Genomic DNA, 26,363 nt, shown 5'->3' on the forward strand with positions numbered 1-26,363 from the left:
GTGTGTTCTTTCCATCAAGCGTCAATGACGCGAATTCAAAATCGCCGCCGCCAAGGCAAAGTCTTCGGGATAAGTCACCTTGAAGTTTTGCGCATTGCCAGACACAAGTCGTGGGCTCAAGCCCATCGCTTCAATCGCGCTGGCTTCGTCGGTCACGGCTGCGCCTGCATGCTCTAAAGCCTGCAACAACACGCCGATGCGAAACATTTGCGGCGTTTGTGCCAACCACTTGTCAGAGCGGTCCACCGTTTCAGCCACACGGCCATGGCTTTCAGCTTTCAAGGTATCAGCCAATTTATGAGCCAGCAAGCCTCCAACGGCATCGTCTTGGCATGCATCTATCAAAGCGTTGATTTGCTCGGGCGTCACCAAACAACGCGCCGCGTCATGCACCAACACCCAATCGGTGTCGTGTGCGCCCTGCTTTACCAATTCGCGCAGCCCCGCTAGCACGCTCTCTGCGCGCGTCGCACCACCTGTGCGCGATATCTCAAACAAAGGCTGCGGATTGGCGGCCAACACAGCAGCCATGTGCGCATCATCTGGGGCCAACACCAGCACACCTTTGGCCAGACACTGCACACCTGCAAAGGCTTTGAGCGTGTGCACCACCATGGGCAGGCCTGCAATGGGTTGGTATTGCTTGGGTGTGGCCGTGCCCGCACGGCTGCCAAAGCCTGCACAAGGAATGACGGCAAAAAAACGAAGAGGGCTGTGAGTGTGTAGGGGCATTGAATAGGTTTGAGCTTTGGCAAATAGAAAGCTCGTCCCCCATTCTAAAATCATGCTAATGCATCTGCCCTCTTTGAGTCCCGGCAAACGATTTGCCATGCCCCGCCCTGTCGGCTCTGCGGACGCATTGCTGCTCGCACAGCTCGGAACACGCGAAAAAGCCAACCAACGACGCGTCGCCATCATCACCGCCGATGCGATGGATGCCCAGCGCCTGCAAGACGAAATGGCGTTCTTTGCCCCCGACTTGCGCTGTGTACTTTTCCCCGATTGGGAAACGCTGCCCTACGACAGCTTCTCGCCCCACCAAGACCTCATCAGCGAACGCTTGGCCACACTGTGGCGTATCTCGCAGGGCGAGGCCGATGTGGTGCTCATTCCCGCCACCACGGCGCTGTACCGTTTGGCTCCGCCTGCGTTTTTGGCGGGCTATACCTTTCACTTCAAAGTCAAGCAGCCACTCGACGAAGCCAAGCTCAAATCGCAACTCACGCTTGCGGGCTACACGCACGTCACACAAGTGGTCAGCCCTGGCGAATATGCCGTGCGCGGCGGTCTGATTGACCTCTTCCCCATGGGCTCACTCGTGCCCTACCGCGTCGATTTGTTTGACAACGAAATCGACTCCATCCGCACCTTCGACCCCGACAGCCAACGCAGCCTCTACCCTGTGCCCGAAGTGCGCTTGTTGCCAGGCCGCGAGTTCCCAATGGACGATGCGGCGCGTGCGCTGTTTCGCAACCGTTGGCGCGAAATGCTCGATGGCGACCCGACCAAGAGCCGCATCTACAAAGACATCGGCAACGGCGTGGCCACCGCCGGCATTGAGTACTACCTGCCTTTGTTCTTTGAAGAAACCGCCACGGTGTTTGACTACCTTGGCACATCGGCCACGGTGGTGTTACACGGCGATTTGGAGCCCGCTTTCCAACGCTTTTGGCAAGACACGCAAGACCGCTTCCGTCTCGTGCAAGGTGACCCCGAGCGCCCTGCCTTGCCACCAGCCAATTTGTTTTTAAGTGCCGAGCAGTTTTACGCCTCGGCCAACAGCTACGCCCAATTTGCGCTGCGCCCGCACGTCACTGACGTAGTCGACAACGCGTTTGCACAGGCCCTGCCCGATCTCACCGTCGTACGCGGCGCGGCAGACCCGCTGCAAAAGTTGCAAGCTTACGCAGGCAAAACAGCCAACCGCTTGCTCATCTTGGCCGAGAGCGATGGCCGCCGCGAGAGCTTGCTCGACTTCTTGCGCTCGTCCAACGTCAGCCCGCCTGCGTTTGATTCGCTGACCGAGTTTGAAAGCAACACAGAAAAAATCGGCATCGCCACCGCCGCGCTGCAAGTCGGTTTTAGCTGGACCGAAGCGGGCCTTGACCTGATCACCGAGACCGAGCTGTTCGCTGTTGGTGCCACCACACGCCGCCGCAAAAAACAAGAGCAGGTGAGCGATGTCGAAGCGCTCATCAAAGACTTGTCCGAGCTGAATCTGGGCGACCCCGTGGTGCACAACGCCCACGGCATTGGCCGCTACCGTGGGCTCATCAACATGGACTTGGGCGAGAAAAACTCAGACGGTTCCCCCGCCCTGCAAGAGTTTTTGCACCTCGAATACGCCGACAACGCCGTGCTCTATGTGCCCGTGAGTCAGCTGCACCTGATTGGCCGCTACACCGGCGTGAGCGCCGACGAAGCGCCGCTGCACAAACTCGGCTCCGCGCAATGGGACAAAGCCAAACGCAAAGCCGCCGAACAAGTGCGCGACGCCGCCGCCGAGCTGCTCAACATCTATGCTCGCCGCGCCGCACGCGAAGGCTATGCCTTTCGGTACTCGCCGCAAGACTACGAAACCTTCGCCAACGACTTTGGTTTTGAAGAAACTGCTGACCAACGCGCCGCCATCCACGCCGTGGTGCAAGACATGATCAGTCCTCGCCCGATGGACCGCTTGGTGTGTGGCGATGTGGGCTTTGGCAAAACCGAGGTGGCGTTGCGTGCTGCGTTTGTGGCCGTCACCGGCGGCAAACAAGTGGCCTTCTTGGCGCCCACCACTTTGTTGGCCGAACAACACTTTCAAACCCTCAGCGACCGCTTTGCCAAATGGCCAGTGAAGATTGCCGAGATGAGTCGCTTTCGCTCCACCAAAGAAATCAACGCCGCCGTCAAAGGCATTGAAGAAGGCACCGTTGACATCGTGGTGGGCACGCACAAGTTGCTGAGCGAATCGGTTAAGTTCAAAAACTTGGGCCTCTTGATCATTGACGAAGAACACCGCTTTGGCGTGCGTCACAAAGAGGCCATGAAAGCCCTGCGCGCCGAGGTGGACGTGCTCACCCTCACTGCAACGCCCATTCCGCGCACACTCGGCATGGCGCTCGAGGGTCTGCGCGATTTGAGCGTGATCGCCACCGCACCGCAACGCCGCTTGGCCATCAAAACCTTTGTGCGCAACGAAGGCAACGGTGTCATTCGCGAAGCTGTGTTGCGTGAACTCAAACGTGGCGGCCAATGCTATTTCTTGCACAACGATGTAGCCACCATCGAAAACCGCCGCGCGCAGCTCGAAGAGCTGCTGCCCGAAGCCCGCATTGCCGTGGCCCACGGCCAAATGCCTGAGCGTGAACTCGAGCGCGTCATGCGCGACTTTGTGGCCCAGCGTTACAACATGTTGCTGTGCTCCACCATCATCGAAACCGGTATTGATGTGCCCTCGGCCAACACCATCATCATGAGCCGTGCCGACAAGTTTGGTTTGGCGCAGCTGCACCAGTTACGGGGCCGCGTGGGCCGCAGCCATCACCAAGCTTATGCCTACCTCATGGTGCCCGACACACAGGGCCTGACCAAGCAAGCCTCGCAACGCTTGGACGCCATTCAACAAATGGAAGAACTCGGATCAGGTTTCTACCTCGCCATGCACGACCTTGAGATTCGTGGCGCGGGTGAAGTGCTGGGCGAAAACCAAAGCGGCAACATGTTGGAAGTAGGCTTTCAGCTCTACAACGAAATGTTGTCTGAGGCTGTGCGTGCGTTGAAGAACGGCGAAGAACCAGACTTGCTCAGCCCCTTGAGCGCCACCACCGAAATCAACCTGCACGCCCCCGCCCTGCTGCCCGACGACTACTGTGGTGATGTGCACCTGCGTTTGTCGTTCTACAAAAAATTGGCCACGGCCAAAACGGGCGATCAGCTTGACAACCTGCACGAAGAAATCGTGGACCGCTTTGGCAAACTGCCCGCGCAAGCGCAAACCCTCATCGACGTGCACCGCCTGCGCGTACAAGCCCGCAACTATGGCGTGACCAAAGTAGATGCTGCGCCCGGCGTGACCCACATCAGCTTCAAACCCAACCCACCGTTTGACGCCATGCGGATCATCGAGCTGGTACAAAAAAACAAACACATCAAACTCGCGGGCAACGACCGCCTGCGCATCGAGCGCGAACTGCCGGAGCCACAAGCCCGTGCACAAATGGTGCGCGATGTATTGCGTTCACTCGGCACACCGACCGCGCCTGCATCCAAGGCGGCTGAAGCGCAGTCATAAGCATGGACTTTGAAATCGCCGTCATCTTGGCTTGCCTGTGCGCCTCCCTATGGCTCAAGCCTTGGCGCATGTTGGTGGACACCGAACTGCTCACGCCCTTGCTGGCCACCTTGGTGCTGCTGCCGTGGCTGTGGGCGTTGCCCAGCTTGCACCAGATGCCGCTGCAACTGCATTGGTCGGGTGCGCCCTTGGTCACCCTCATGCTCGGTTGGCCGCTGGCGGTGTTGGCGCTCATTGGGGTGGGCATCGTCACCGTTTTCATCTCTGCCACATCAGTAGACACGGCTACCGCGCTCATCGTGTGGCAAGGCTTGCTGCCCGCCACCTTTGTGTTGCTGCTTGGCGCTGCGTTGCGCCGCTGGGTGTCGCACCACCCGTTTGTCTATGTGCTGGGGCGCGGCTTTTTGGGATCGGTGCTGTGCATCTTCGCCGCCAGCTTGTTGGCACAGTGGACAGGCCATGAATTACCCAATGTAGGCAGCGGCTTGTCCGTCATCGCGTTTTGGCTCATGGCTTGGGGTGATGCGTTCATCACCGGCATGGTCTGCGCCATTTTTGTGGCGTTCAAGCCGCAGTGGTTGGCCACTTGGTCTGATCAGATGTATTTGAAAAGTTAAAACACACCTGCCGCGATAATCCCACCATGACTTCTGCGACCGAATTTGCCCCTAGCCTTGTGGTTCAAGGCTTCACACCGCCACTGTCTTTGTCTGCGTTCAAGCTGATCGCGTTTGACATGGACTCGACGCTCATCAACATCGAGTGCATTGACGAGATTGCCGATGCCGCAGGCCGCAAGGCCGAGGTGGCAGCCATCACCGAGGCGGCGATGCGCGGTGAAATCACCGACTTCAAAGACAGCTTGCGCCGCCGCGTGGCGCTGCTCAAAGGTGTGCCCGAGTCTGCGCTGCACGAGGTGTTTGAACAGCGCCTGCGCTTAAACCCCGGCGCCAAAACGCTGGTAGACACCTGCAAAGCCCATGGCATGAAAGTGTTGTTGGTCAGCGGTGGCTTTACCTTCTTTGCAGACCGCGTGTGCGAGATGCTGGGCATTGACTACGCCCGCAGCAATGTGCTGGCCGTTGACCACGGCCACCTCACCGGCGATGTGGTGACGCAAGACTGGGGCGATATTTGCGACGGCGCAGAAAAACGCAAGATGCTGCTGCACATCTGCACGCAAATGGGCATCAGCCCAAGCCAAGCCATTGCCATGGGCGACGGCGCGAACGATTTGCTGATGATGGGCGAAGCCGGTTTGTCGGTGGCCTACCACGCCAAGCCCAAGGTGCGTGAACAAGCCATGGTGGCCATCAACGACGGCGGCTTAGACCGTTTGTTGGAAGTGGTGAAGCCCTGAACCACCAACGCGTGCCAGCACGGCACGCGTAGTCACGCCTAGCGCAACGCGTTGTAAATCGTCTGCGCCAACTCTTCTGAAATGCCTTCGACCGTGCACAGGTCGGCCACGCTGGCATCGGCCACACCACGCACGCCGCCAAAGCGTTGCAGCAGCTTGGCGCGTTTCTTCGGCCCCACGCCCGGAATGTCTTCGAGCTTGCTGCCACCCACGCGCACTTTGGCGCGTGCGGCGCGCATGCCGGTGATGGCAAAGCGGTGCGCCTCGTCGCGTATTTGCGCCACCAACATGAGTGCTGCCGAGTCGCGGCCTAGGTAGACCTTCTCACGCCCATCGGCGAACACCAACTCTTCTAGGCCCACTTTGCGGCCCTCGCCTTTTTCCACACCCACGATGCGCGAGAGGTCAAGGCCCAACGATTCAAACACCTCACGCGCCATGCTCACTTGGCCTTTGCCGCCATCAATCAGCACGAGGTCGGGCAACTTGCCCTCGCCTGCGCGCACGGCCTCTGCCAGCTTGTTGTAGCGGCGCACCAGCACTTGGCGCATGGCGGCGTAGTCGTCGCCGCCGGTAATGTCGTCGATGTTGTAGCGGCGGTATTCGGCGCTTTGCATTTTGTGATGGTGGTACACCACGCACGACGCCTGCGTGGCCTCGCCCGCAGTGTGCGAAATGTCAAAGCACTCCACACGCATTTGTTCCAGGTCTTCCATGGCCAAGTCCAGCGCCTCGGCCAAGGCGCGGGTACGGGCTTGTTGCGAGCCTTCTTCGGCCAGCAAGCGGGCCAGTTGAATGTCGGCGTTTTGCTGCGCCATCTCCAGCCAAATGCGACGCTGCTCGCGCGGTTGGTGCACCGCTGTGATCTTGACGCCTGTTTGCTCGGTCAAGGCTTGCAGCAGCGCCTTGTCCACCGCATGGCTGGTGATGAGCGTGGGCGGCACGGGCACTTCTAAGTAGTGCTGACTGATGAACGCCTCCAGCACATCGGCAGGTTCGTCTTGGTCCACATGCACGGGGAAATACGGTCTGTCACCCAAGTGGCGGCCACCGCGCACCATGGCCAAGTTCACACACGCTTTGCCGCCTTGCACTTTGACGGCGAGGATGTCCACATCCTGGTCGCCCACGGTGTCTACCGCTTGCTGGTGCAGCACTTTAGACAGAGCGCTCATTTGGTTGCGCAGCTCGGCGGCTTGTTCAAACTCTAGCTTTTCAGAGTGCGCCATCATGCGCGCTTCAATCGCGGCCATCACCTCTTGGGTTTCGCCCTTGAGCAAACGCATGGCGCTGTCGACATCGCGCTGGTAGTCGGCTGCTGAAATTTGGCCCACGCACGGGCCTGAGCAACGCTTGATTTGAAACAGCAAGCACGGGCGCGTGCGGTTGTTGAACACCGTGTCTTCGCAGGTGCGCAAGCGAAACACTTTTTGCAAGAGCTGAATCGCTTCGCGCACCGCCCACACGCTGGGGTATGGGCCAAAGTAATGGTGGCGTTTGTCCACCGCGCCACGGTAGTACACGATGCGCGAGACCTGCGCCGCCGAAGGATGGCCCGAGCTTTGCGCTGCTGCGCTGGTGCTGGCGTGCGTGACCTTCAAGTACGGGTAGCTCTTGTCGTCGCGAAACAAGATGTTGTACTTGGGCTTGAGCGTTTTGATGAGGTTGTTCTCAAGCAGCAGCGCCTCGGCCTCAGAGCGCACCACCGTGGTTTCCATGCGTGCAATCTTGCCCACCATGTGGCCAATGCGTGTGCCGCCGTGGTCTTTTTGGAAATAGCTCGACACCCGCTTTTTCAGGTTGATGGCCTTGCCCACGTAGAGCACTTGCTCTTGCGCGTCGAAGTAGCGGTACACGCCCGGCAGCGCAGGTAAGCTGGCCACTTGGGCCAGTAGCTCGGGCGCGTGGCGTGATGTATTTTTTTCGGGCGTGGTGTCTTCAGACATACGCGTATTGTGGACAATCTCAAGCGTGAATTTCAGCCACGCCCCATCAACGACCGCCACACCTGCTTTGCGCTGGGATGTGTTTTGTCGCGTCATCGACAACCACGGCGACTTGGGCGTGTGCTGGCGGTTGTGCGCCGACCTCGCACAGCGCGGCCAACGTGTGCGCCTGTGGGTGGACGATGCATCAGCCTTGGCTTGGATGGCTCCGCAGGGCTGCACAGGTGTCAATGTCCACGCGTGGCCAGCATCCAAAAGCGACTACACCGATTGTGCCGATGTGGTGATTGAAGCCTTTGGCTGCGAATTGCCTGAACATGTACAGAGCACGATTGCGTCACAGCAACCCACACCCGTCGTGTGGATCAACCTCGAATACCTGAGTGCAGAAGATTTTGTGGAACGCTGCCACGGACTGCCCTCCCCCGTGATGAGTGGTCCTGCCAAAGGCTGCACCAAGTGGTTTTTCTACCCAGGCTTCACGCCTGCCACTGGTGGCTTGTTGCGTGAACCTGATTTACAGAAACGCCAAGCAGCATTCATTCCTGATGAGTGGCTAAATCAGCTGAACTTGCCACTGCGTATGCATGCACAGCGCATGTCTTTGTTCTGCTACGAACCTGCCGTGCTCAGCACATGGTTGAAGCAACTTGCAAAACAACCATTACCGGTTGACATATTGGTTGCCCGTGGTCGACCACAAGCAGCGGTGAAGACGGCGCTAGACCACTTAGGCTGGGCAAATACCGCCAGCACATGGCAGCAAGGCATTTCGTCCGCACAAGGTCAATTGGTTCTGCATCCGCTGCCTTATCTCAGCCAAACCGACTTTGACCATCTGCTGTGGTCTTGCGACTTGAATATGGTGAGAGGCGAAGATTCACTGGTTCGCGCACTGTGGGCTGGCAAGCCGTTCGTGTGGCACATCTATCCTCAAGACGACAATGCACATCACGTCAAGTTAGAAGCTTTCCTAAACTCATTGCAAGCACCAACAAGTCTGCGCGAATTTCATCTTGCGTGGAATGGGATCAGCACCTCATTCACGACACCTGACTCTGAAGTGCTTAAGACATGGCTCACAGCGACTCAAGCAATGCGCCAACGCTTGCAATGGCAAGTCGACTTAACCACGCAGCTTTTGCTTCATACCTTTAAAACGACTTTCAAAAATTGAATTTTTGGTAACAAAGTTATTTATTTAAGTTAATAAATACACCAAATGGCATACGAAAATATAGCGTATGTCATTTCAAGCACCTAATTCACCCCGTCTATTCGCCATGTTCATGGTGACGTGGTCGCTGCTGAACTTGGCTCATGCAGAAAATCTCAGCCAACCCCGAGCTATCTGGCACTGTTCGCGCAACCTACCTGAGCCCCCAAGCGCCAATGCCATGGCGCCACAAGATGAATTCAAGCTCTCGTCCTTAGACACCATTGGCGTCACTCTTTCCGATTTAGTGGATGTTTACGCTGGTTTTGATGTTCGGATTGGGAACATGCCGCTAGTCGGTTGCTTCATGCCTGGACAAGACACTATGTCAAGGCACCTTCTCGAATCTCTGAGCCTAAAACCTCATGTGCTTCAAAAACTCAGCGCCCAAAGCGCCATTGTCTTAGGACAACTGGTCCCCGTCACTGATGAAGAACATATGCAAATCTGCTTGAGCAAATATTTTCCATCGTTTGGATATTTGTCTAGCGAAGTAATTTCCGAGAAATTTGCGCCTTGCTTTTAAGACTTCGCAAAAAACAGAACAAGCTTATGCATCACGTTCGACACCACCTGACATCACCGAAACTAAACTGCATCAAAACGCTACTGTTAACTTCTGTGCTGTCGGCTTGTGGCGGAGGAAATAGTAACGACGGCATTAAAAGCTACGCTCACATGAGCAAGCTAGAATATGCATCTTTGTTAAAAGACACCCCTTTTAAAATTTATCTGTCAAAACCCCTATGAAAACCGCACAAGAAATCCGCGTTGGCAACGTCATCATGCACGGCAAGGACCCTATGGTTGTCCTGCGCACCGAATACCAACGTGGCGGTCGTGGCTCGTCCACCGTTCGCATGAAATTGAAAAGCTTGATCGCTAACTTCGGCACCGAAGTCGTGTTCAAAGCTGACGACAAAATGGACCAAGTCATCTTGGACAAGAAAGAGTGCACCTACTCTTACTTTGCAGATCCCATGTATGTGTGCATGGACGCTGACTTCAACCAATACGAAGTCGAAGCCAGCAACATGGGCGATGCTCTGAACTACCTTGAAGACGGCATGGAACTCGAAGTGGTGTTCTACGACGAGAAAGCCATCTCTGTCGAATTGCCCACCAACGTCACCCGCGAAATCACTTGGACTGAACCAGCCGTCAAAGGCGACACCTCAGGCAAAGTGTTGAAGCCCGCCAAAATCGCAACAGGTTTCGAAGTCGCTGTCCCCTTGTTCGTGGACCAAGGTGACAAGATCGAAATCGACACACGCACTGGCGAATACCGCAAACGCGTCTAAACCTTCCCTGTTAAGCCTTCACGGGTTTTACAAAATCAAGGCTCCTTCGGGAGCCTTTTTTCATGTCTGAGCAAACTGCATTTCTGCCAGTAACATCGCGACATGGATGGAATGCTAGACCCTCACGACCGACGCCTTGCCGAAGCTTGGGAAACCCTCAAAGCACACTACGACAACGGCGACTCAATCACCCCCGAATCCAATCGCTTGGCGTTTGCAGACCCTGAGTTTTTGCTACGCCGCGAAACGCGCGGCTTGCGCATTCAACTCGAAATGCTCAAGCCTGATTTGGCGCAAAAAGAGCATGGCATCGAACACACGGTGGTGGTGTTTGGCAGTGCACGTTTTCGCAGCGAAGAGGTGGCTCACCAAGAGCTCATTCGTGCACGCGCTACAGGCGATGAGCAGCAAATTGCGAAAGCCGAAACCTTGGTGCGTAACGCACGCTTTTACGAGCAAGCGCGCGCATTGGGCCATACCATCACCAAGTTCAGCACCTTGCAACCTGAACACAACAAGCTGTTCATCTGCACAGGCGGAGGCCCCGGCATCATGGAAGCGGCCAATCGAGGTGCGCAAGAAGCAGGCGGCATCAGCGTGGGGCTCAACATTGCCCTGCCCCATGAGCAAACACCCAACCCCTACATCACGCCCGATCTGAGCTTCAAATTTCACTACTTTGCGTTGCGCAAGATGCACTTCATGATGCGCGCCAAAGCTTTGGTGGCCTTCCCCGGTGGCTTTGGCACCTTGGATGAATTGTTTGAAACACTGACTTTGGTGCAATGCAAAAAATCCAAGCCCGTGCCCATCGTACTGTTTGGCAGCAGCTACTGGAAGCGCTTGCTGCACCTCGATGTGCTGGTGGAAGAAGGCGTGGTGTCTGAAGAAGACTTGGACTTGTTCAAATACGTCGACAGCGTAGACGACGCATGGAACTTTATTCGCTCTTTTTATGAACTCTGAGCTGATAAGCGCTGCGTGAGCCCAAACCCACCACCGCCGACACACACCAGAATACCCCGCTGATGCCAATGACGGTGCCTGCCGCACCAAACACCATGGGCATCAGCACGCTCGATGCATTAATACCCATCAAGCGCAAGCCCAGCGCCTCACCGTGCCGATGCTCAGGCGTGATTTGATGCAAGGTGCTCATCACCATCGGCTGAACGCCCCCGAGCGACAAGCCCACCAACACCGAACACACACCCATCAACCACGCTGTCTCGGTGAACGGGTACACGGCCAACATAAATGAGGTAATGAGCATGGCACCCGTGATGACTTGCCACTCTAGCAATCGCGCGGCGATGAAGGGCATCATCATGCGAATGAAAGCGGCCGCCAACGCAAATGAGCCCAAGATAGAACCAATGGCCGAAGCACTGAGGCCACGCTCGTGGCCCAAGATGGGCACCACAAAGGTGTGCACGTCCCAACAAGCGGATAAAAACCAATTCACCATCAACAAGCGGCGAAACATGGGTTCATTCAACAAGTCCCATGCGCTGTTGTTTTCGTGACCTTCGGGCTTGACCACTTTGGGTAACTCATGGGCTTGGCGAATCCACAGCCACGCGATCACAGGCAACAAAGCCATGGCCGCAAATGCCCACTGAAAACCGGCATGGTCAATCAACAAGCCCGCCATCAAGGGGCCTATGAAATTAGAAAACGCAGGCGCGATTGACAACCAACTGAACGCTTGCTTCATTTGCGCCAAGCCTTGCGCAGCGCGTCCCACGTGGCGCTGCAAGGCGATGATGGCAATGCCTGTCGCACCGCCCGTCATCAATCCACTGAAACACAACACGGGGAAGATGGGCCACAAGGCAGCGACCCCTGCGCCCATCGCGCCCATCAGTACGCTCCACATGACGGGGCGTTTCAAACCATGCAAGTCGGCGTAACGCCCAGCGGGCAAAGCCAAGAACACTTGGGTCAAAGCAAACATGGCCAGCAGCACACCCACCGCGGCTTCGCTTTGGCCGTTGCGCAAAGCCATCAAAGGGGCTGCCATGCGCATGCCGGCCATGCAGGCGTGCAAACACACTTGGCCTGCAATCAGCTTGGCGAGTTCACGTTTCAAACTTTGGCATCCGTGTCATCTAAAGCGTCATCAAACTTGGGGAGTAGCGCTTGTGCTTCGCCTTCAGGCAAGGCTTCGACGTTCTTCAATGCGCGGCGCATTTGACGGCTGCGTGTGTCGGCACGATCCAAGGTGTCCGCTGCTTTTTGCACTTGCTCGCGCACCTTCTCCACCCAGTCGCCGTAGCGCTCAAACTCGGTCTTGACTGCCCCCAACACCTTCCACACCTCTGAGGCTTGTTGCTCCAGCGCGAGCGTGCGAAAGCCCATGTGCAAGCTGTTGAGCATGGCCAACAAAGTGGTGGGGCCAGCCAGCGTCACACGGTAGTCGCGCTGCAAGCTGTCCATCAAACCAGGGCGGCGCAACACCTCGGCATACAAACCTTCGGTGGGCAAAAACAAAATCGCAAAGTCTGTCGTGTGCGGTGGCGCTAGATAGCTCTCAGCAATACTTTTGGCTTCGGTGCGGATGCGTGTTTCCAGTGCTTTAGCCGCCACTTCTGCAGCCACAGCATCGGCGCGGTCTTGGGCATCGAGCAAGCGCTCGTAGTCTTCACGGGGGAACTTGGCATCAATCGGTAGCCACACAGGCTCGCCATCTGCACCGCCTCGGCCTGGAAAGCGAATGGCAAAGTCCACGCGTTGGTTGCTGCGCGGTTTGGTTTCCACTTGCTTGGCGTATTGCTCCATCGTCAACACTTGTTCGAGCAAGGCTTCGAGTTGCACCTCGCCAAACATGCCGCGTGTTTTCACATTGGTCAACACGCGCTGCAAGCTGCCCACACCATCGGCCAGTTTTTGCATTTGGCCTAAGCCATTGTGCACTTGCTCCAAACGCTCTGCCACTTGTTTGAAACTTTCGGACAGGCGCTTTTCCAACGTCGTTTGCAGTTTCTCGTCAACGGTGCGACGCATTTCGTCCAGTTTGTCGGCATTGCTTTTTTGAAGCTGTTGCAACTGTTGGTTGAGCGTGTCACCAATGCTTTTTTGCATCAGCGTGAGTTGCTGCACTTGGCTTTGCTGAAACAGCGCCAAGTTTTGCGTCAGCTCTTGGCGGCCACCGCGAGATGACTCAGTAATTTCGGTGCGCAGCTCGCGCTCGATGCGCTCTAGCTTTTCGTGCATGCTTTGCAGGCTCTGCTGCAAGCCTTGGACGGCTGCTTCGTTGTTGCCACTGGGTCTGCGCAACAAAAGCAACAAAAGCAACAAAAGCAAAGCATTGAACGCACCAACGCCAACCGCAATCCAAATTTCCATCATGCGGCCACCGTGTTCAAGGGCGTCAGAGATTTGCCTTGCGTGAAATAGCTGATGAGGTTGTCGGCTGCCAAATTGGCCATCGCCATGCGCGTTGGCATAGAGGCACTGGCAATGTGCGGCGTGAGCACGACGTTGGGCACAGTCAACAAATCAGGATGCACTTTGGGTTCGCCCTCAAACACATCCAAGCCCGCGGCTGCTATGCGCTTGTCACGCAAGGCTACAGCCAAAGCCGCGTCATCCACAATGCCGCCGCGTGCGATGTTAATCAGTGTGGCTGTTGGTTTCATTTGCGCCAGCTCTGCAGCACCAATCGTGTGATGAGAGGCTGCGCTGTAGGGCACGACCAGCATTACATGGTCTGCAGTTTTGAGCAATTCTTCTTTGCTCACATACGTGGCTTTGCATTCGGCTTCTGCCTCAGCACTCAAGCGTGAACGGTTGTGATAAATGACCTTCATGCCAAAGCCATATGCAGCGCGTCGCGCAATGCCTTGGCCAATGCGTCCCATGCCAATGATGCCAATGGTGCTGCCATGCACCTCTGCGCCAGCAAACATATCGTAGCGCCATTGCGTCCATTCGCCACGACGCAGGTAGTGTTCGCTCTCCGCCATGCGACGCGCAGTGGCCATCAACAATGCAAAGCCGAAGTCGGCCGTCGTTTCGGTCAACACGTCGGGCGTGTTGCTGGCTTGCACACCTTGAGCCGTCATGGCTGGCACATCAAAGTTGTTGTATCCCACCGCCATGTTGGCGACCGCCTTGAGGTTGGGGCAAGCTTTGAGCACTTCAGCATCCACGGGGTCAGAGCCTGTGGTGAGTGCGCCCGCATGCTGCGACAACGCTTGTGTCCAGGTGGCTTTGGTCCAAGCCACATCAGCTTGGTTATCGGTCACATCAAAGTGCTCGCGCAAACGCGCCAAAGTTTCTTCAAAAATAGGACGCGCAACAATGATTTTGTGTTTCATAGACAACCTTCAGTTAATGCGTGAGTGCAAACTCTGCGATGTAAACAAGAGCACCAGAAAAATACCCAATCAGCGCTAAGCCACTGATTTTCTTGACATACCAAATGAAATCTATTCGTTCCAAGCCCATGGCTGCAACACCAGCGGCTGATCCGATGATGAGAATTGAACCACCGGTGCCTGCGCAATAAGCCAGAAATTCCCACAAAAAACTATCCGCGGGATATTGCGTCAAGCTGTACATGCCCATCGAAGCAGCGACCAATGGCACGTTGTCCACAATGGCGCTGACGACACCAATGATCATCACAATCACATCTTGGCGGCCCACCGCTTGATCGAGCCAAGCAGCCAAATCAGACAGGATGTGCGTGTGCTCCAACGTGGCCACAGACAACAGAATACCTACAAAGAAAACAATCGATGGCATGTCAATGCGCGTCAGCGCATGCGTGAGGGACAGATGTGCTTTGTCTTCATCGTCTTTGGTGCGATGCACCAAATCTCCCACCAACCACAAAATACCTAAACCAAAGAGCACGCCCATGAATGGCGGCAGATGTGTCCACGTTTTGAAGGCAGGCACAGCGATCAAAATGCCCAATCCCAAAAAGAACATCAGATTACGTTCGAAAGGGGTTGTCTCTCGGGCCGCTTGCTCCAATTCAGTGGCAAGAGGAGGAACCACAGATTTCCCTTTGAGAAGCCAACTCGTGACCAAGAGGGGCACCAACAAATTCACGAGCGATGGCAAAAACAAGCCTTTGATGATTTCTACGGCTGTGATTTGCCCACCAATCCAAAGCATGGTGGTGGTCACGTCACCAATGGGCGACCAGGCCCCACCTGCATTAGCTGCAATCACGATGATGCCGGCAAAGAACAAGCGATCGTCGCGTTTGTCGAGCAGTTTCTTCATCAGCGACACCATGACGATGGTGGTCGTCAAGTTGTCCAAGATGGCGCTGAGAAAAAATGTCACAAATCCAACCAACCACATCAAGCTCGACAGCTGCGTAGTTTTGATGCGCGAGGTGATGACTTCAAACCCGTTGTGTGCATCCACCACTTCCACAATGGCCATGGCCCCCATTAGGAAAAACACAATTTGTGCCGTGCTAATAAGAGACTCATTCAAATGCTCACCGACCAACTGGGCATCGCCCGTACTCACGGCATAAATGCTCCATAACAAACCTGCACCGACCAGAGCCGAAGCTGATTTGTTGATTTTGATAGGGTGTTCAAAAGCGATGGCGGCATACGCCAGCACGAAAACAATGACCAGTGCCGTCAGCATCAAACGCTCCTTTTACGCGGGTTGCGTAATATCAAACACTTGGCGCAGGTAGGCCAAGTAGTTTTCGTCATCACACATGCCCTTACCTGGGGTGTCCGACAACTTGGCCACGGGTTGCCCATTGCACTGCGTCATCTTGATGACGATTTGCAATGGCTCATAGCCCAAGTCATTAGTCAAGTTGGTGCCAATACCAAATGCCAGTTGGCAACGACCACGGAACTGTTGGTACAGCGCAATCGTTTTTTCAACCGTCAAGCCATCTGAAAAAATCAGTGTCTTGGTGAGCGGATCGACACGGTTGTTGCGGTAGTGTGCAATCATGCGTTCACCCCATGTGAAGGGGTCCCCGCTGTCGTGGCGCGCGCCATCGAAGAGCTTGCAAAAGTACATGTCAAAGTCGCGCAAGAAGGGCTCGATGCCATACACATCGCTCAAGGCAATGCCTAAGTCACCCCGGTATTCACGTGCCCATGTCTCAAATCCAAACACTTGGCTGTCACGCAAGCGCGGCCCCAAGGCTTGGCAAGCTTGCAAGTATTCATGTGCCATGGTGCCCAGCGGGGTGAGGCCAAGCTTCATGGCAAACAAGGCGTTACTGGTGCCTGCCAGTTGGCCTTTGGTGCCAGTGCCGAGTTTGGAAATCAACACACGCAACAGTTCTTCGTGCCATGCTTTGGAGAAGCGACGGCGCGTGCCGTAATCGGCAATCTTCAAATCGCTCAAACGCTCAGCGTGCAAGGCTTCGATTTTCTGGTCTAAGCGACGGCGACCTTCCAAAAAGTCAGGCACTTTGTGCGTGTTGCGAAAGTACACCTCGTTGACGATGGCCAACACCGGAATCTCAAACAAAATGGTGTGCAGCCATGGGCCTTGAATGCTGATGTCAATTTCACCATTGGGCAACGCATTGACTTGAATGTATTTTTCATTCAGCCGAAACAGTCCCAAAAAATCCACAAAGTCGCTCTTGATGAAACGCAGGCTGCGCAACCAAGCCAGCTCGGCATCTTGAAACTGTAAGCTGCACAGCGAGCGAATTTCGTCACGAATTTCTTGCACGTAGGGTGCTAGTGCCACACCAGGGTTGCGGCACTTGAACTTGTACGACACCTGCGCACTGGGGAATTGATGCAGAACAGCCTGCATCATGGTGAATTTATAAAGATCGGTGTCGAGCAGGCTGGTGATGATCATCGCAAACTAACTAAAAAAACTCAGGCGACCCAATGGGTGAACTCATTCACAGGCACGCGCGGCGTGACCAATGTGTTGACTTTGTCTGTCTCGTCGGCGTAGCCCAAAGACATGCCGCACACCATCATCTCGCCCTCTCCTGCTCCGATGTGCGGCAGGATGATGCTGTGAAAACCATTCCACGCTGCTTGTGGGCAAGTGTGCAAACCACGCGCACGTGCAGCCAACATGATGTTTTGCACAAACATGCCGTAGTCAAACAAAGAGCCACGGCCCATGATGGGGTCGATGGTGAACATCAAGCCCACAGGGGCATCGAAGAATTTGAAGTTGCGTTGTTGCTGCTCATGCATGCGGTCTTTGTCGCCTTTGCCGATGCCTAGCAAACCATAAAGGCTCCAGCCGTTTTCGCGGCGGCGGTCGATGTAGGGGCTGACCCATTGCGCGGGGTAGTAGTCGTATTGCTCGGTGTACTGCTTGGCCACTTCGGGGTTGGCGCGAATGGCTTCGTGAGCGGCGCACACTTTGTCGACCAAGGCATCACGCGTCGCGCCTTGCAACACATACACCTTCCAAGGCTGTGTGTTGGTGCCCGACGGTGCACGGCTGGCCACTTGCAAAATTTCGGTGATGAGTTCGCGCGACACCTCTTGCTGCGTGAATGCACGGGCAGACATGCGTGAGGTGATGGCGTGGTCCACAGCGGCGATGTTGGCGGGATTGGTCATACAAGTGTCTCCAAGACTGTTTTTAATTTCAAAGGCAAGGCCTTCACAGGCCGACGGTTTTCTTTGTCAACGTACACGTGCACAAAGTGGCCACGTGCGGCGCACAGGTCTTCGTCTTGCGCAAACAAACCTATTTCGTAGCGCACGCTTGAACTTCCCATCTTCGCCACACGAATGCCAGCTTCAATGGTTTGCGGAAATGCCAAGGGTGCAAAGTAATTGCACTGGGTTTCAATCACCAAACCAATGGTCTCGCCGTGGTGAATGTCTAGTGCGCCCTGCTCAATCAGGTGCGCGTTGACAGCAGTGTCAAACCAGCTGTAGTACACGACGTTGTTGACGTGGCCATACACATCGTTGTCCATCCAACGTGTGTCGATGCGACGAAACACCTTGAAGGCGCTGCGTGATTCAGGTTGTGGGCGGGTATTGGAAGCAGAACTCATTGAGACAGATTTTGCCAGCGTCGCCAGTACGCATAGGCGACACGGTAAGTGTTGACTTGCGCCTGAACTGTGTCAGCCATTTCACGCCCATAGCCGCCCGCCATCGAAAAAGCCAAGGGAATGCGTTTAGACCATGCCCAGTCAAACACACGGCGGTCGCGGGCCTCTAGGCCATCAAAGCTCAGGCTCAGACGCCCCAAACGATCACCCTCATGCGGGTCTGCGCCAGCCAAGTAAATGACCAACCCCGGTGTGAAGCGAGCTTCTAGCTCTGCCAGAGCCTGCTCTAACGCCTCTAAATACGCCGTATCGTCACAACCATCGGGCAATTCGATGTCTAAATCGCTGGTTTCCTTCTCAAACGGAAAGTTGCGCGCCCCGTGCAAGGACAGGGTGAATACGTGTTCGTCCCGCTCAAAGATACGCGCTGTGCCGTTGCCTTGGTGCACATCCAAATCAATGATGGCGACCTGCAGAGGCTGCTTGTGGGTGCGCCCCCACTCGGCTTGCATGAGTCGCGTGGCCACGGCGGCGTCGTTGAACACGCAAAAGCCGCTGCCTTTGTCTGCATACGCGTGGTGCGTACCGCCGGCGAGGTTGGCCGCTACACCCTGAGCGCCAAACAAGGCCGTGCGTGCGGCCATCACAGTAGCCCCCGCAGAGCGGCGTGAACGCTCGACCATCGCAGGCGTCCACGGAAAACCAATTTCTTTTTGCTGAGCCTCATTCAGAGTGCCTTGAGCCACCGCTTGGATATAACTCGGCGCATGCACCAAAGCCAGCTCGCCATCGCTCGCGGGGGGCGCCACCTCTAAGCTCACCTCAGGCAACTCAACTGTCAGCCGATCCCGCAGCAAACGGTACTTGGCCATCGGGAAACGATGGCCTTGCGGCAAGGGCAACACAAATTGGTCCGAATAAAAAGCGCGCATAACCCTTGAAAACCGCATGAAACAAGGCTGCATTGTGACGAATTTGCAAAAACCCTAGGGTTTAGAACCTTGCCTCTAATCAAGCCAAGACAGCCCCAAACCCTCTTGCAATGCTTCGGGATAACCCTAAACTTCATCCCAATGCTGCACCGCAACATTTTTAGCAAGCTCACTTAACCTTTTGGAGTATTCACATGATCAACGTCGAACAAATCACCGCCACCAACAAAGCCAACTTGGACAACTTGTTCAGCTTGTCGAACAAGGCCTTCAATGGCGTTGAAAAATTGGTCGAACTCAACCTCGCCGCTGGCCGCTCTGCTTTGGCCGAGTCTGCTGCTCACGCACAAGCCGTGTTGGGTGCCAAAGACGCACAAGAATTGGTTGCTTTGCAAACCAACTACTTCCAACCTTTGGCTGAAAAAGCTGCTGCCTACAACCGCCACGTGTATGACATCGCCACAGGCGCTGGTGCCGAATTCACCAAAGGCTTCGAAGGCAAGGCTGCTGAAGGCCAACAAGCTGTTCAGGCATACATCGAAGCAGCTTTGAAAAACGCACCTGCTGGCTCAGAGCAAGCTGTTGCTTTCTTCAAGCAAGCCGTCACTGCCAGCAACACCGCTGTGGAATCTGTCCAAAAGGCCGTCAAGCAAGCTTCTGACTTGGCCGAATCACAAATGAAAACTGTGGCTGAAACAGCTGTGAAAGCCACCAAGAGCGCCGCTAAAAAGCGCTAATTTGTAACGATTGTCTCCTCGGATTCTTCGTCACCTCAGGGTGCAGAATCCCTTCAAGGGCCCACTGCAAAGTGGGCCCCTTTTTTTGGTCTCTCGTTATTGCACCGCTAAGGCGGCTTTGAGCTTGGGCAAGGCTTGCAGCATCGCCGCACGGCCAGCTTCAATCGAGCGACGACGGGCTTTGAAGTCGGCACTACCGACATCATTCAATGCGGGTCGCACCACAAGGTCGGCATCGCGCAATTCGAGTCTGTTGATGCTCTTGCCCATGATGGTGAAGGTCTGCATCAAGATGTCAAACATATCCCCCGTTTTGCCTGATTCGGGCGGGCTTGAAATGTCAATGGCTAAGACGTACTCCGCCCCCATCTGACGGGCATAACGCACGGGCACGGGCGACACCAAGCCCCCATCCACAAACTCGCGATTGCCAATACGCACCGGCTCAAACACCGAAGGCACTGAGCTTGAAGCGCGAACGGCTGTACCCACATCACCGCGTTGGAACAAAATGCCCTCGCCCGTTTTGAGGTCTGTGGCCACAATGCCCAGCGGTATTTTGAAATCTTCAATGTGGCGGTTGCCCGTTTGTTTGTTGACGTAACGGGCCAAGCCATCGCCGCGCATCATGCCTCGGCCCAACAAGGGCACAGTCCAATCAGTGATGGTGGCCTCTTCCATCGTTTCGGCTGCTTTTTGCAACTGTGCGCCGTCTTTGCCGCTGGCATAAAACGCAGCCACCACGCTGCCTGCCGAGGTGCCCACGACCAAGTCAGGCTTGATGCCCGCTTCTTCCAGCACTTGAATCACGCCCACGTGCGCAAAGCCGCGCGCAGCACCGCCACCCAAGGCCAGGCCAAATTTGGGTACACGTTTGATCACTGGCGTGTCAGGCTTTTCACCCTCTACTGGCGCCAACGGCCCACGCGAACTACACCCAGCCAAGACGGCCAAGCTCAACACCCACAACCAACCGCGCACACCCAACTTCATGCCAACGCTTTCAAAAAACAAATCACTAGGGATTGTCCTAGATCGTTTGCTGGCTCAAATGCATTCGCCTCCTCCATAATTGACGTTTACGTAAACGTCAATTAAAAACGGAGATCCTCATGGACATTCAAGGCAAGGTTTTCATCGTCACAGGCGCCGCATCCGGCTTGGGCGAAGGCACGGCACGCGCCATTGCAGCCAAGGGCGGCAAGGTGGTAATTGCAGACATGCAAGCCGACAAAGGCGAAGCCGTGGCCAAAGACATTGGCGGTGCCTTTGTGAAATGCGATGTGACCCAAGAAGCCGACGGCCAAGCCGTGGTGGCCAAAGCCAAGTCGATGGGCAAGCTCATGGGCTTGGTCAACTGCGCGGGCGTGGCCCCTGCAGAAAAAACCGTGGGCAAAAACGGCGCACATGCGTTGGCCAGCTTCAGCAAGACCATCAGCATTAACCTCATTGGCAGCTTCAACATGATCCGCTTGGCCGCCGAAGCCATGAGCGAGAACGAGCCCGAGGCCACAGGCGAGCGCGGTGTGTTGATCTCCACGGCCTCGGTAGCGGCCTACGACGGTCAAATTGGCCAAGCCGCGTACAGCGCCTCCAAGGGCGGCATTGTCGGCATGACCTTGCCCATCGCCCGCGACTTGGCCCGCACAGGCATTCGCAACATGACCATTGCCCCCGGCATCATGGGCACGCCCATGTTGTTTGGCATGCCCCAAGAGGTGCAAGACGCGCTGGCCGCTGGCGTGCCCTTCCCCTCCCGCTTGGGCACCCCACAGGACTACGCCAAGTTGGCCCTGCACATCTTTGAAAACGACTTGCTCAACGGCGAAGTGATTCGCTTGGATGGCGCGATTCGCTTGGCGCCGAAGTAAGCCAAAACGTTCTTCCTCTCTGCAAAAGGGTGAAGCCTAAAATCAGGCTTCACCCTTTTTGCATATGGCCATCCCCCAGTCTTTCATTCAAGAGCTTTTAGCCCGCGTCGACGTGGTCGACGTGGTGGGCCGCTATGTGCAGCTCAAAAAAGGTGGGGCCAATTTCATGGGGCTGTGCCCGTTTCATGGCGAGAAGTCGCCTTCGTTTTCGGTCAGCCCTGCCAAGCAGTTTTTCCATTGCTTTGGCTGCGGCAAAAACGGCAATGCCATTGGCTTTTTGATGGAACATGCTGGCATGACCTTCATCGAAGCGGTGAAGGACTTGGCGCAAAACGTCGGCATGCAAGTGCCGGAAGAAGACATCTCACCCCAAGACCGCGCCCGCGCTGCCGAGCAACGCCAAAAGCAAGCCACGCTGACCGATGTGTTGGAAAAGGCGGGCGAGGCTTATCGCAAGCAATTGCGCAACTCACCCAAAGCGATTGAGTACTTCAAGGGTCGCGGTCTGAGTGGCGAGATTGCCAAGCACTTTGGCTTGGGCTATGCCCCCGAAGGTTGGCGCAGTTTGGCCAGCGTGTTCCCCGACTACCAAGACCCGTTGCTCGCCGAGAGTGGCTTGGTCATCGTCAACCAAGAAGATGGCGAAGACGAAAAACGCTACGACCGCTTCCGTGACCGCGTGATGTTCCCCATCCGCAACGTCAAGGGCGAGTGCATTGGCTTTGGTGGCCGCGTATTGGGCGAAGGCACGCCCAAGTACCTCAACTCTCCCGAGACCCCAGTGTTCAGCAAGGGCCGCGAGTTATACGGTTTGTTTGAAGCCCGCAACGCGCTGCGCGACATGGGCTATGTGCTGGTGACCGAAGGCTATATGGACGTGGTCGCCTTGGCGCAATTGGGCTTTCCCAACGCGGTGGCCACACTGGGCACGGCCTGTACCACCGACCATGTGCAAAAACTGTTTCGCTTCACCGAGAACGTGGTGTTCAGCTTTGATGGCGATGGCGCTGGCCGCCGTGCGGCACGCAAGGCGCTCGAAGGCGCCCTGCCCTACGCCACCGATGTGCGAAGCGTGAAGTTTTTGTTCTTGCCCGCTGAGCACGACCCCGACAGCTACATCCGTGAGTTTGGCAAAGAAGCCTTTGCCCACTGCGTGACCGAGGCCATGCCGCTCAGCCGCTTCCTCATTGAAGTGGCACGCGAAGGCTGCGACCTGCACACCGCCGAAGGCCGTGCCCATATGGCCAGCAACGCCAAGCCTTTGTGGACGGCCCTGCCCGATGGCGCTTTGAAGCGCCAGTTGCTCAGCGAAATCGCCGAGCTGGCCGACCTTGGCAACCACGAACTACAAGACCTGTGGATGCCAGCCCCCGCAGCTGCACCAGCACGCACTGGTGAATTTAAAAAATCATCCAAATTCAAACCACGCGAACCCTTCGCGCCTAAAACCTACAAACGCGGCACACGCCAGATTCCGCAAGGACGAGCCGACCACGCGGCACGCGTGCTGCTCTCGCACATGGATTTGTGGGAGGACCTCTCTACCGAAGACCACAACTTGTTGTGCGAACTCGCTCCGCCCCACGGGCCGCTGTTTGTGTGGCTCGACCAGCAACACCATGAGCATGGCAACCAAGCTTGGGGCGCTCTGCGTGAAGGTCTGCGTGAGCATGAGTCTGAAGATCTCGCCTTGCGCGTGATGGCAACCGCCTTTACACCACTGCTGGATGACGAGGGCAAGCCCATGCCCGAAAACCTCACGCCCGCACAACAACGCAAAGAGGCAGCTCTAGAGCTTCGCGGCATTTTGAACAAAATTTTGTTTGAAAGCCTCGATGCACAAATGAAAGAGGCCATCGCCGAAGCCGCAGCCGACCCCACCGCCATGCAGCGCTACAAAGCCCTGTTTGAGCGGCGCAAGCAACTCGGCCAATTACCCCAAAAGATTGCTGAAAGCCACGATTGATGCGCCTGTGGCTCAACTAAGGCCACCATTTTGGGTATAATCCACACTCAGCAAGTGCGACAGCAGCACCTCCGGGCCCGGCCAACCGTGACACAAGCGCACGACTCGCCACTTCACCGCAAGGACTGCACACCAAATGTTCGCCCAATCCGCTTGCTTCTAGAGGTTCACACTTCACCCCCCTTTTTCTTTTTCCCGCGCCGGGTTTTGTGGCGCTGAGTATTCGTTTCTTTGAAGTCTAGGAGTTTTCATGCCTGTTGACCGTAAGTCCAAGAAGCCTGCCAAACCTGTGGCCAAAAAGCCAGCCGTTGCTGCTCCAAAAGCTGCAGCCAAGCCAGCTGTGAAAGCCCCAGCCAAAGCAGTTACAAAGTCAGTCGCAAAACCCGTTGCAAAAACCGCTGCCAAACCGGCAGCAAAAGCAGCTGCAAAACCAGCCGCTAAGCCAGCAACGAAAGCCAAGTCAGTGCCCGCACCCAAAACAAAAGCAGCTGAAAAGCCAGCCACAAAAACCGCAGCCAAAACAGCCACCAAAGCCAAGGCTGAAGACACAAAGAAAAAAGCATCCGCTATAGAAGCGCACGCCCCAAAAGCGACCGCTAAAAAAGCGCCTGCAAAAAAGGCCACCAAAGCCAAAGGCAAAAAAGCCAGCGCCGATGACGAAGACCTCGGTGACATCGAAGCCGACCTCGAAGGCGAACCTGTCATCGAACCCGGTGCAGAAAAGGCCAAGCCACTGCGCATGAAAATCAGCAAGGCCAAAGAACGTGCCTTGATGAAAGAATTCGGGTTAGACGAAACCGTGCTGTCTGAAGAAGACATGCAAAAGCGTCGTCAACGTTTGAAGACCCTGATCAAACTCGGTAAGACACGTGGCTACCTGACGCACGGCGAAATCTCTGACCACTTGCCCGATAAGTTGGTGGATGCTGAAACACTCGAAGTGGTGATCAGCATGTTGAACGACATGGGTGTGGCCGTGTACGAACACACACCCGACGCAGAAACCCTGCTGCTCAACAACAACGCGCCAACTGCGGCGACCGAAGAAGAAGCCGAAGAAGAAGCCGAAGCGGCCCTCTCTACCGTAGACAGCGAATTTGGCCGCACCACTGACCCCGTGCGCATGTACATGCGCGAAATGGGCACGGTTGAGTTGCTGACCCGCGAGGGCGAAATTGAAATCGCCAAGCGCATCGAAGGTGGCTTGATGGACATGATGGCAGCCATCTCTGGCTCGCCTGCCACCATCGCTGCTGTGCTGGCCATGGCCGAAGAAATTCGCGAAAACAAAGTGGTCATCTCCACCATCGTGGATGGTTTCAACAACCTCAACGAAGCCGATGACTATGTGGCCGAAGAAGACTTCGACGAATTCGACGAAGAAGACGATGACGACGGCAAAGGCGGCTCTAAAGCGCTGACCAAGAAACTCGAAGAATTGAAAAACGCCGCATTGGAGCGTTTTGATCGCATGGCCGCCTTGTTCGACAAGCTGCGCAAGCTCTACGACAAAGAAGGCTATGGCACACCGGCTTATATGAAAGCGCAAGCCGCTTTGACCGCCGAGTTGATGGGCATTCGCTTCACAGCCAAAACCATTGAAAAGCTGTGCGAGTCCGTGCGCGGCCAAGTGGACGATGTGCGCAAGAACGAACGCGAATTGCGCCGCATCATCGTGGACAAGTGCGGCATGCCACAAGCCACCTTCATCAAAGACTTTCCACCCAACTTGCTCAACCTCAAATGGGTTGAAAAACAAGCTGCGGCAGGCAAGCCTTGGTCAACGACCATGGGCCGTTACATCCCACCAATTCAAGACTTGCAGCAAAAGCTGATCGACCTGCAAGCCCGCGTGGTGGTGCCTTTGGAGCAACTCAAAGATATCAACAAACGCATGAATGCGGGTGAGCGCACCTCTCGCGGTGCGAAGAAAGAAATGATCGAAGCCAACTTGCGCTTGGTCATTTCAATCGCCAAGAAATACACCAACCGTGGTTTGCAGTTCCTCGACTTGATCCAAGAAGGCAACATCGGTCTGATGAAGGCCGTGGACAAGTTCGAATACCGCCGTGGCTACAAGTTCTCAACCTACGCCACGTGGTGGATTCGCCAAGCCATCACGCGATCCATCGCCGATCAAGCGCGCACCATCCGTATTCCGGTGCACATGATCGAAACCATCAACAAGATGAACCGCATCAGCCGCCAACACTTGCAAGAGTTTGGTTTCGAGCCCGATGCCAGCGTCTTGGCCGAAAAGATGGAAATTCCCGAGGACAAAATCCGCAAGATCATGAAGATCGCGAAAGAGCCAATTTCGATGGAAACACCGATTGGCGACGACGACGACAGTCACTTGGGCGACTTCATCGAAGACAGCGTCAACACCGCCCCCATCGAAGCAGCCATGCAAGCTGGCTTGCGCGATGTGGTGAAAGACATCTTGGATGGCCTCACCCCACGCGAAGCCAAAGTGCTGCGCATGCGCTTTGGTATTGAGATGGCGATTGACCACACCTTGGAAGAAGTGGGCAAGCAGTTTGACGTCACGCGCGAGCGCATTCGTCAAATCGAAGCCAAGGCTTTGCGTAAGCTCAAGCACCCCAGCCGCAGCGACAAACTGCGTAGCTTTATCGACACGATGTAAATCGTTGCACCCACAAAAAACCCCGCCAGCTCACGCTCGCGGGGTCTTTTGTTGGAGTAGCTTAGCTTTGTCTTAAACGACCTTGTAAGCACAACTTAATTGCAAATTTGTAATATTT

At 55.7% G+C, this 26,363-nt stretch carries 22 protein-coding genes; 11 read left to right on the plus strand and 11 right to left on the minus strand.

Annotated features, from left to right (window positions below; translation table 11 throughout):
* Nucleotides 1-21: 21 nt before the first annotated feature.
* Nucleotides 22-732, minus strand: coding sequence for a 2-C-methyl-D-erythritol 4-phosphate cytidylyltransferase (gene ispD, locus QMG27_RS07530; protein ID WP_281810452.1), 711 nt, complete (start codon nt 730-732; stop codon nt 22-24).
* A gap of 58 nt (nt 733-790) precedes the next feature.
* On the opposite strand from ispD, the gene mfd reads away from it, so the two are divergent.
* The 3 genes from mfd to serB are packed head-to-tail and all read left to right on the plus strand — an operon-like array spanning nt 791 to nt 5,636.
* Nucleotides 791-4,276: a transcription-repair coupling factor gene (gene mfd / locus QMG27_RS07535; RefSeq protein ID WP_281810453.1), complete on the plus strand. Its 3,486-nt coding sequence runs from the start codon at nt 791-793 to the stop codon at nt 4,274-4,276.
* Nucleotides 4,277-4,278: 2 nt separating this feature from the next.
* The gene (locus tag QMG27_RS07540; protein ID WP_281810454.1) at nt 4,279-4,893 is read left to right on the plus strand and encodes an energy-coupling factor ABC transporter permease; all 615 of its coding nucleotides are present in this window, start codon (nt 4,279-4,281) and stop codon (nt 4,891-4,893) included.
* Nucleotides 4,894-4,919: 26 nt separating this feature from the next.
* Nucleotides 4,920-5,636 (plus strand): phosphoserine phosphatase SerB, encoded by a 717-nt coding sequence (gene serB, locus QMG27_RS07545; RefSeq protein ID WP_281810455.1) that lies wholly within the window; start codon nt 4,920-4,922, stop codon nt 5,634-5,636.
* A gap of 38 nt (nt 5,637-5,674) precedes the next feature.
* On the opposite strand, the gene uvrC is transcribed toward serB, so the two are convergent.
* Complete coding sequence (gene uvrC / locus QMG27_RS07550; RefSeq protein ID WP_281810456.1) at nt 5,675-7,582, minus strand: excinuclease ABC subunit UvrC; 1,908 nt, start codon at nt 7,580-7,582, stop codon at nt 5,675-5,677.
* A gap of 25 nt (nt 7,583-7,607) precedes the next feature.
* Between uvrC and earP the strand changes: the two genes are divergently transcribed.
* The 4 genes from earP (at nt 7,608) to QMG27_RS07570 (ending at nt 11,065) form a co-directional block, all read left to right on the plus strand.
* Nucleotides 7,608-8,759: an elongation factor P maturation arginine rhamnosyltransferase EarP gene (gene earP, locus QMG27_RS07555; protein WP_281810457.1), complete on the plus strand. Its 1,152-nt coding sequence runs from the start codon at nt 7,608-7,610 to the stop codon at nt 8,757-8,759.
* Between the two features lie 106 nt (nt 8,760-8,865).
* Nucleotides 8,866-9,324, plus strand: coding sequence for a hypothetical protein (locus QMG27_RS07560; protein WP_281810458.1), 459 nt, complete (start codon nt 8,866-8,868; stop codon nt 9,322-9,324).
* 220 nt (nt 9,325-9,544) lie between these two features.
* Entirely contained in the window at nt 9,545-10,099 is a 555-nt protein-coding gene (gene efp / locus QMG27_RS07565) for an elongation factor P (protein ID WP_281810459.1), read from the plus strand.
* Between the two features lie 102 nt (nt 10,100-10,201).
* Nucleotides 10,202-11,065, plus strand: coding sequence for a TIGR00730 family Rossman fold protein (locus QMG27_RS07570; protein ID WP_281810460.1), 864 nt, complete (start codon nt 10,202-10,204; stop codon nt 11,063-11,065).
* Here QMG27_RS07570 and QMG27_RS07575 read toward each other — a convergent pair.
* From QMG27_RS07575 to QMG27_RS07610, 8 genes are read right to left on the minus strand one after another with little or no spacing between them, the layout of a single operon-like run.
* Nucleotides 11,040-12,191 (minus strand): MFS transporter, encoded by a 1,152-nt coding sequence (locus tag QMG27_RS07575; RefSeq protein ID WP_281810461.1) that lies wholly within the window; start codon nt 12,189-12,191, stop codon nt 11,040-11,042. The two genes, QMG27_RS07570 and QMG27_RS07575, sit on opposite strands and share 26 nt — an antisense overlap.
* Complete coding sequence (gene rmuC, locus QMG27_RS07580) at nt 12,188-13,447, minus strand: DNA recombination protein RmuC (protein ID WP_281814565.1); 1,260 nt, start codon at nt 13,445-13,447, stop codon at nt 12,188-12,190. Before rmuC ends, QMG27_RS07575 begins: the two co-directional genes overlap by 4 nt.
* Nucleotides 13,447-14,421, minus strand: coding sequence for a D-glycerate dehydrogenase (locus QMG27_RS07585; RefSeq protein WP_281810462.1), 975 nt, complete (start codon nt 14,419-14,421; stop codon nt 13,447-13,449). The genes rmuC and QMG27_RS07585 overlap by 1 nt, the downstream gene beginning before the upstream one ends.
* A gap of 13 nt (nt 14,422-14,434) precedes the next feature.
* Nucleotides 14,435-15,721 (minus strand): sodium:proton antiporter NhaD, encoded by a 1,287-nt coding sequence (gene nhaD / locus QMG27_RS07590; protein ID WP_281810463.1) that lies wholly within the window; start codon nt 15,719-15,721, stop codon nt 14,435-14,437.
* 12 nt (nt 15,722-15,733) lie between these two features.
* The gene (gene pncB / locus QMG27_RS07595) at nt 15,734-16,918 is read right to left on the minus strand and encodes a nicotinate phosphoribosyltransferase (protein ID WP_281810464.1); all 1,185 of its coding nucleotides are present in this window, start codon (nt 16,916-16,918) and stop codon (nt 15,734-15,736) included.
* A 20-nt stretch (nt 16,919-16,938) separates the two neighbouring features.
* Nucleotides 16,939-17,646 (minus strand): nitroreductase, encoded by a 708-nt coding sequence (locus QMG27_RS07600; protein WP_281810465.1) that lies wholly within the window; start codon nt 17,644-17,646, stop codon nt 16,939-16,941.
* Nucleotides 17,643-18,092 carry a thioesterase family protein gene (locus tag QMG27_RS07605; RefSeq protein ID WP_281810466.1) on the minus strand — a complete coding sequence of 150 codons (450 nt, stop codon included), beginning with the start codon at nt 18,090-18,092 and terminating at the stop codon, nt 17,643-17,645. Before QMG27_RS07605 ends, QMG27_RS07600 begins: the two co-directional genes overlap by 4 nt.
* On the minus strand, nt 18,089-19,024 hold the full coding sequence (locus QMG27_RS07610; RefSeq protein WP_281810467.1) for a histone deacetylase: 936 nt from the start codon (nt 19,022-19,024) through the stop codon (nt 18,089-18,091). Before QMG27_RS07610 ends, QMG27_RS07605 begins: the two co-directional genes overlap by 4 nt.
* Before the next feature lie 194 nt (nt 19,025-19,218).
* On the opposite strand from QMG27_RS07610, the gene phaP reads away from it, so the two are divergent.
* Nucleotides 19,219-19,761, plus strand: coding sequence for a TIGR01841 family phasin (gene phaP, locus QMG27_RS07615; RefSeq protein ID WP_281810468.1), 543 nt, complete (start codon nt 19,219-19,221; stop codon nt 19,759-19,761).
* Nucleotides 19,762-19,857: 96 nt separating this feature from the next.
* Here phaP and QMG27_RS07620 read toward each other — a convergent pair whose 3' ends face one another.
* Nucleotides 19,858-20,754 (minus strand): patatin-like phospholipase family protein, encoded by an 897-nt coding sequence (locus tag QMG27_RS07620; RefSeq protein WP_281810469.1) that lies wholly within the window; start codon nt 20,752-20,754, stop codon nt 19,858-19,860.
* A gap of 119 nt (nt 20,755-20,873) precedes the next feature.
* Between QMG27_RS07620 and QMG27_RS07625 the strand changes: the two genes are divergently transcribed.
* From QMG27_RS07625 to rpoD, 3 genes are all read left to right on the plus strand, one after another.
* Nucleotides 20,874-21,632, plus strand: a complete 759-nt coding sequence (locus QMG27_RS07625) for a 3-hydroxyacyl-CoA dehydrogenase (RefSeq protein WP_281810470.1) — start codon at nt 20,874-20,876, stop codon at nt 21,630-21,632.
* A 64-nt stretch (nt 21,633-21,696) separates the two neighbouring features.
* Nucleotides 21,697-23,598 carry a DNA primase gene (gene dnaG, locus QMG27_RS07630; RefSeq protein ID WP_281810471.1) on the plus strand — a complete coding sequence of 634 codons (1,902 nt, stop codon included), beginning with the start codon at nt 21,697-21,699 and terminating at the stop codon, nt 23,596-23,598.
* 250 nt (nt 23,599-23,848) lie between these two features.
* Nucleotides 23,849-26,245, plus strand: coding sequence for an RNA polymerase sigma factor RpoD (rpoD, locus tag QMG27_RS07635; protein WP_281810472.1), 2,397 nt, complete (start codon nt 23,849-23,851; stop codon nt 26,243-26,245).
* The last annotated feature ends 118 nt before the right edge of the window (nt 26,246-26,363 follow it).

It is taken from the genome of Limnohabitans sp. MORI2, assembly GCF_027925025.1.
Lineage (GTDB): Bacteria > Pseudomonadota > Gammaproteobacteria > Burkholderiales > Burkholderiaceae_C > Limnohabitans.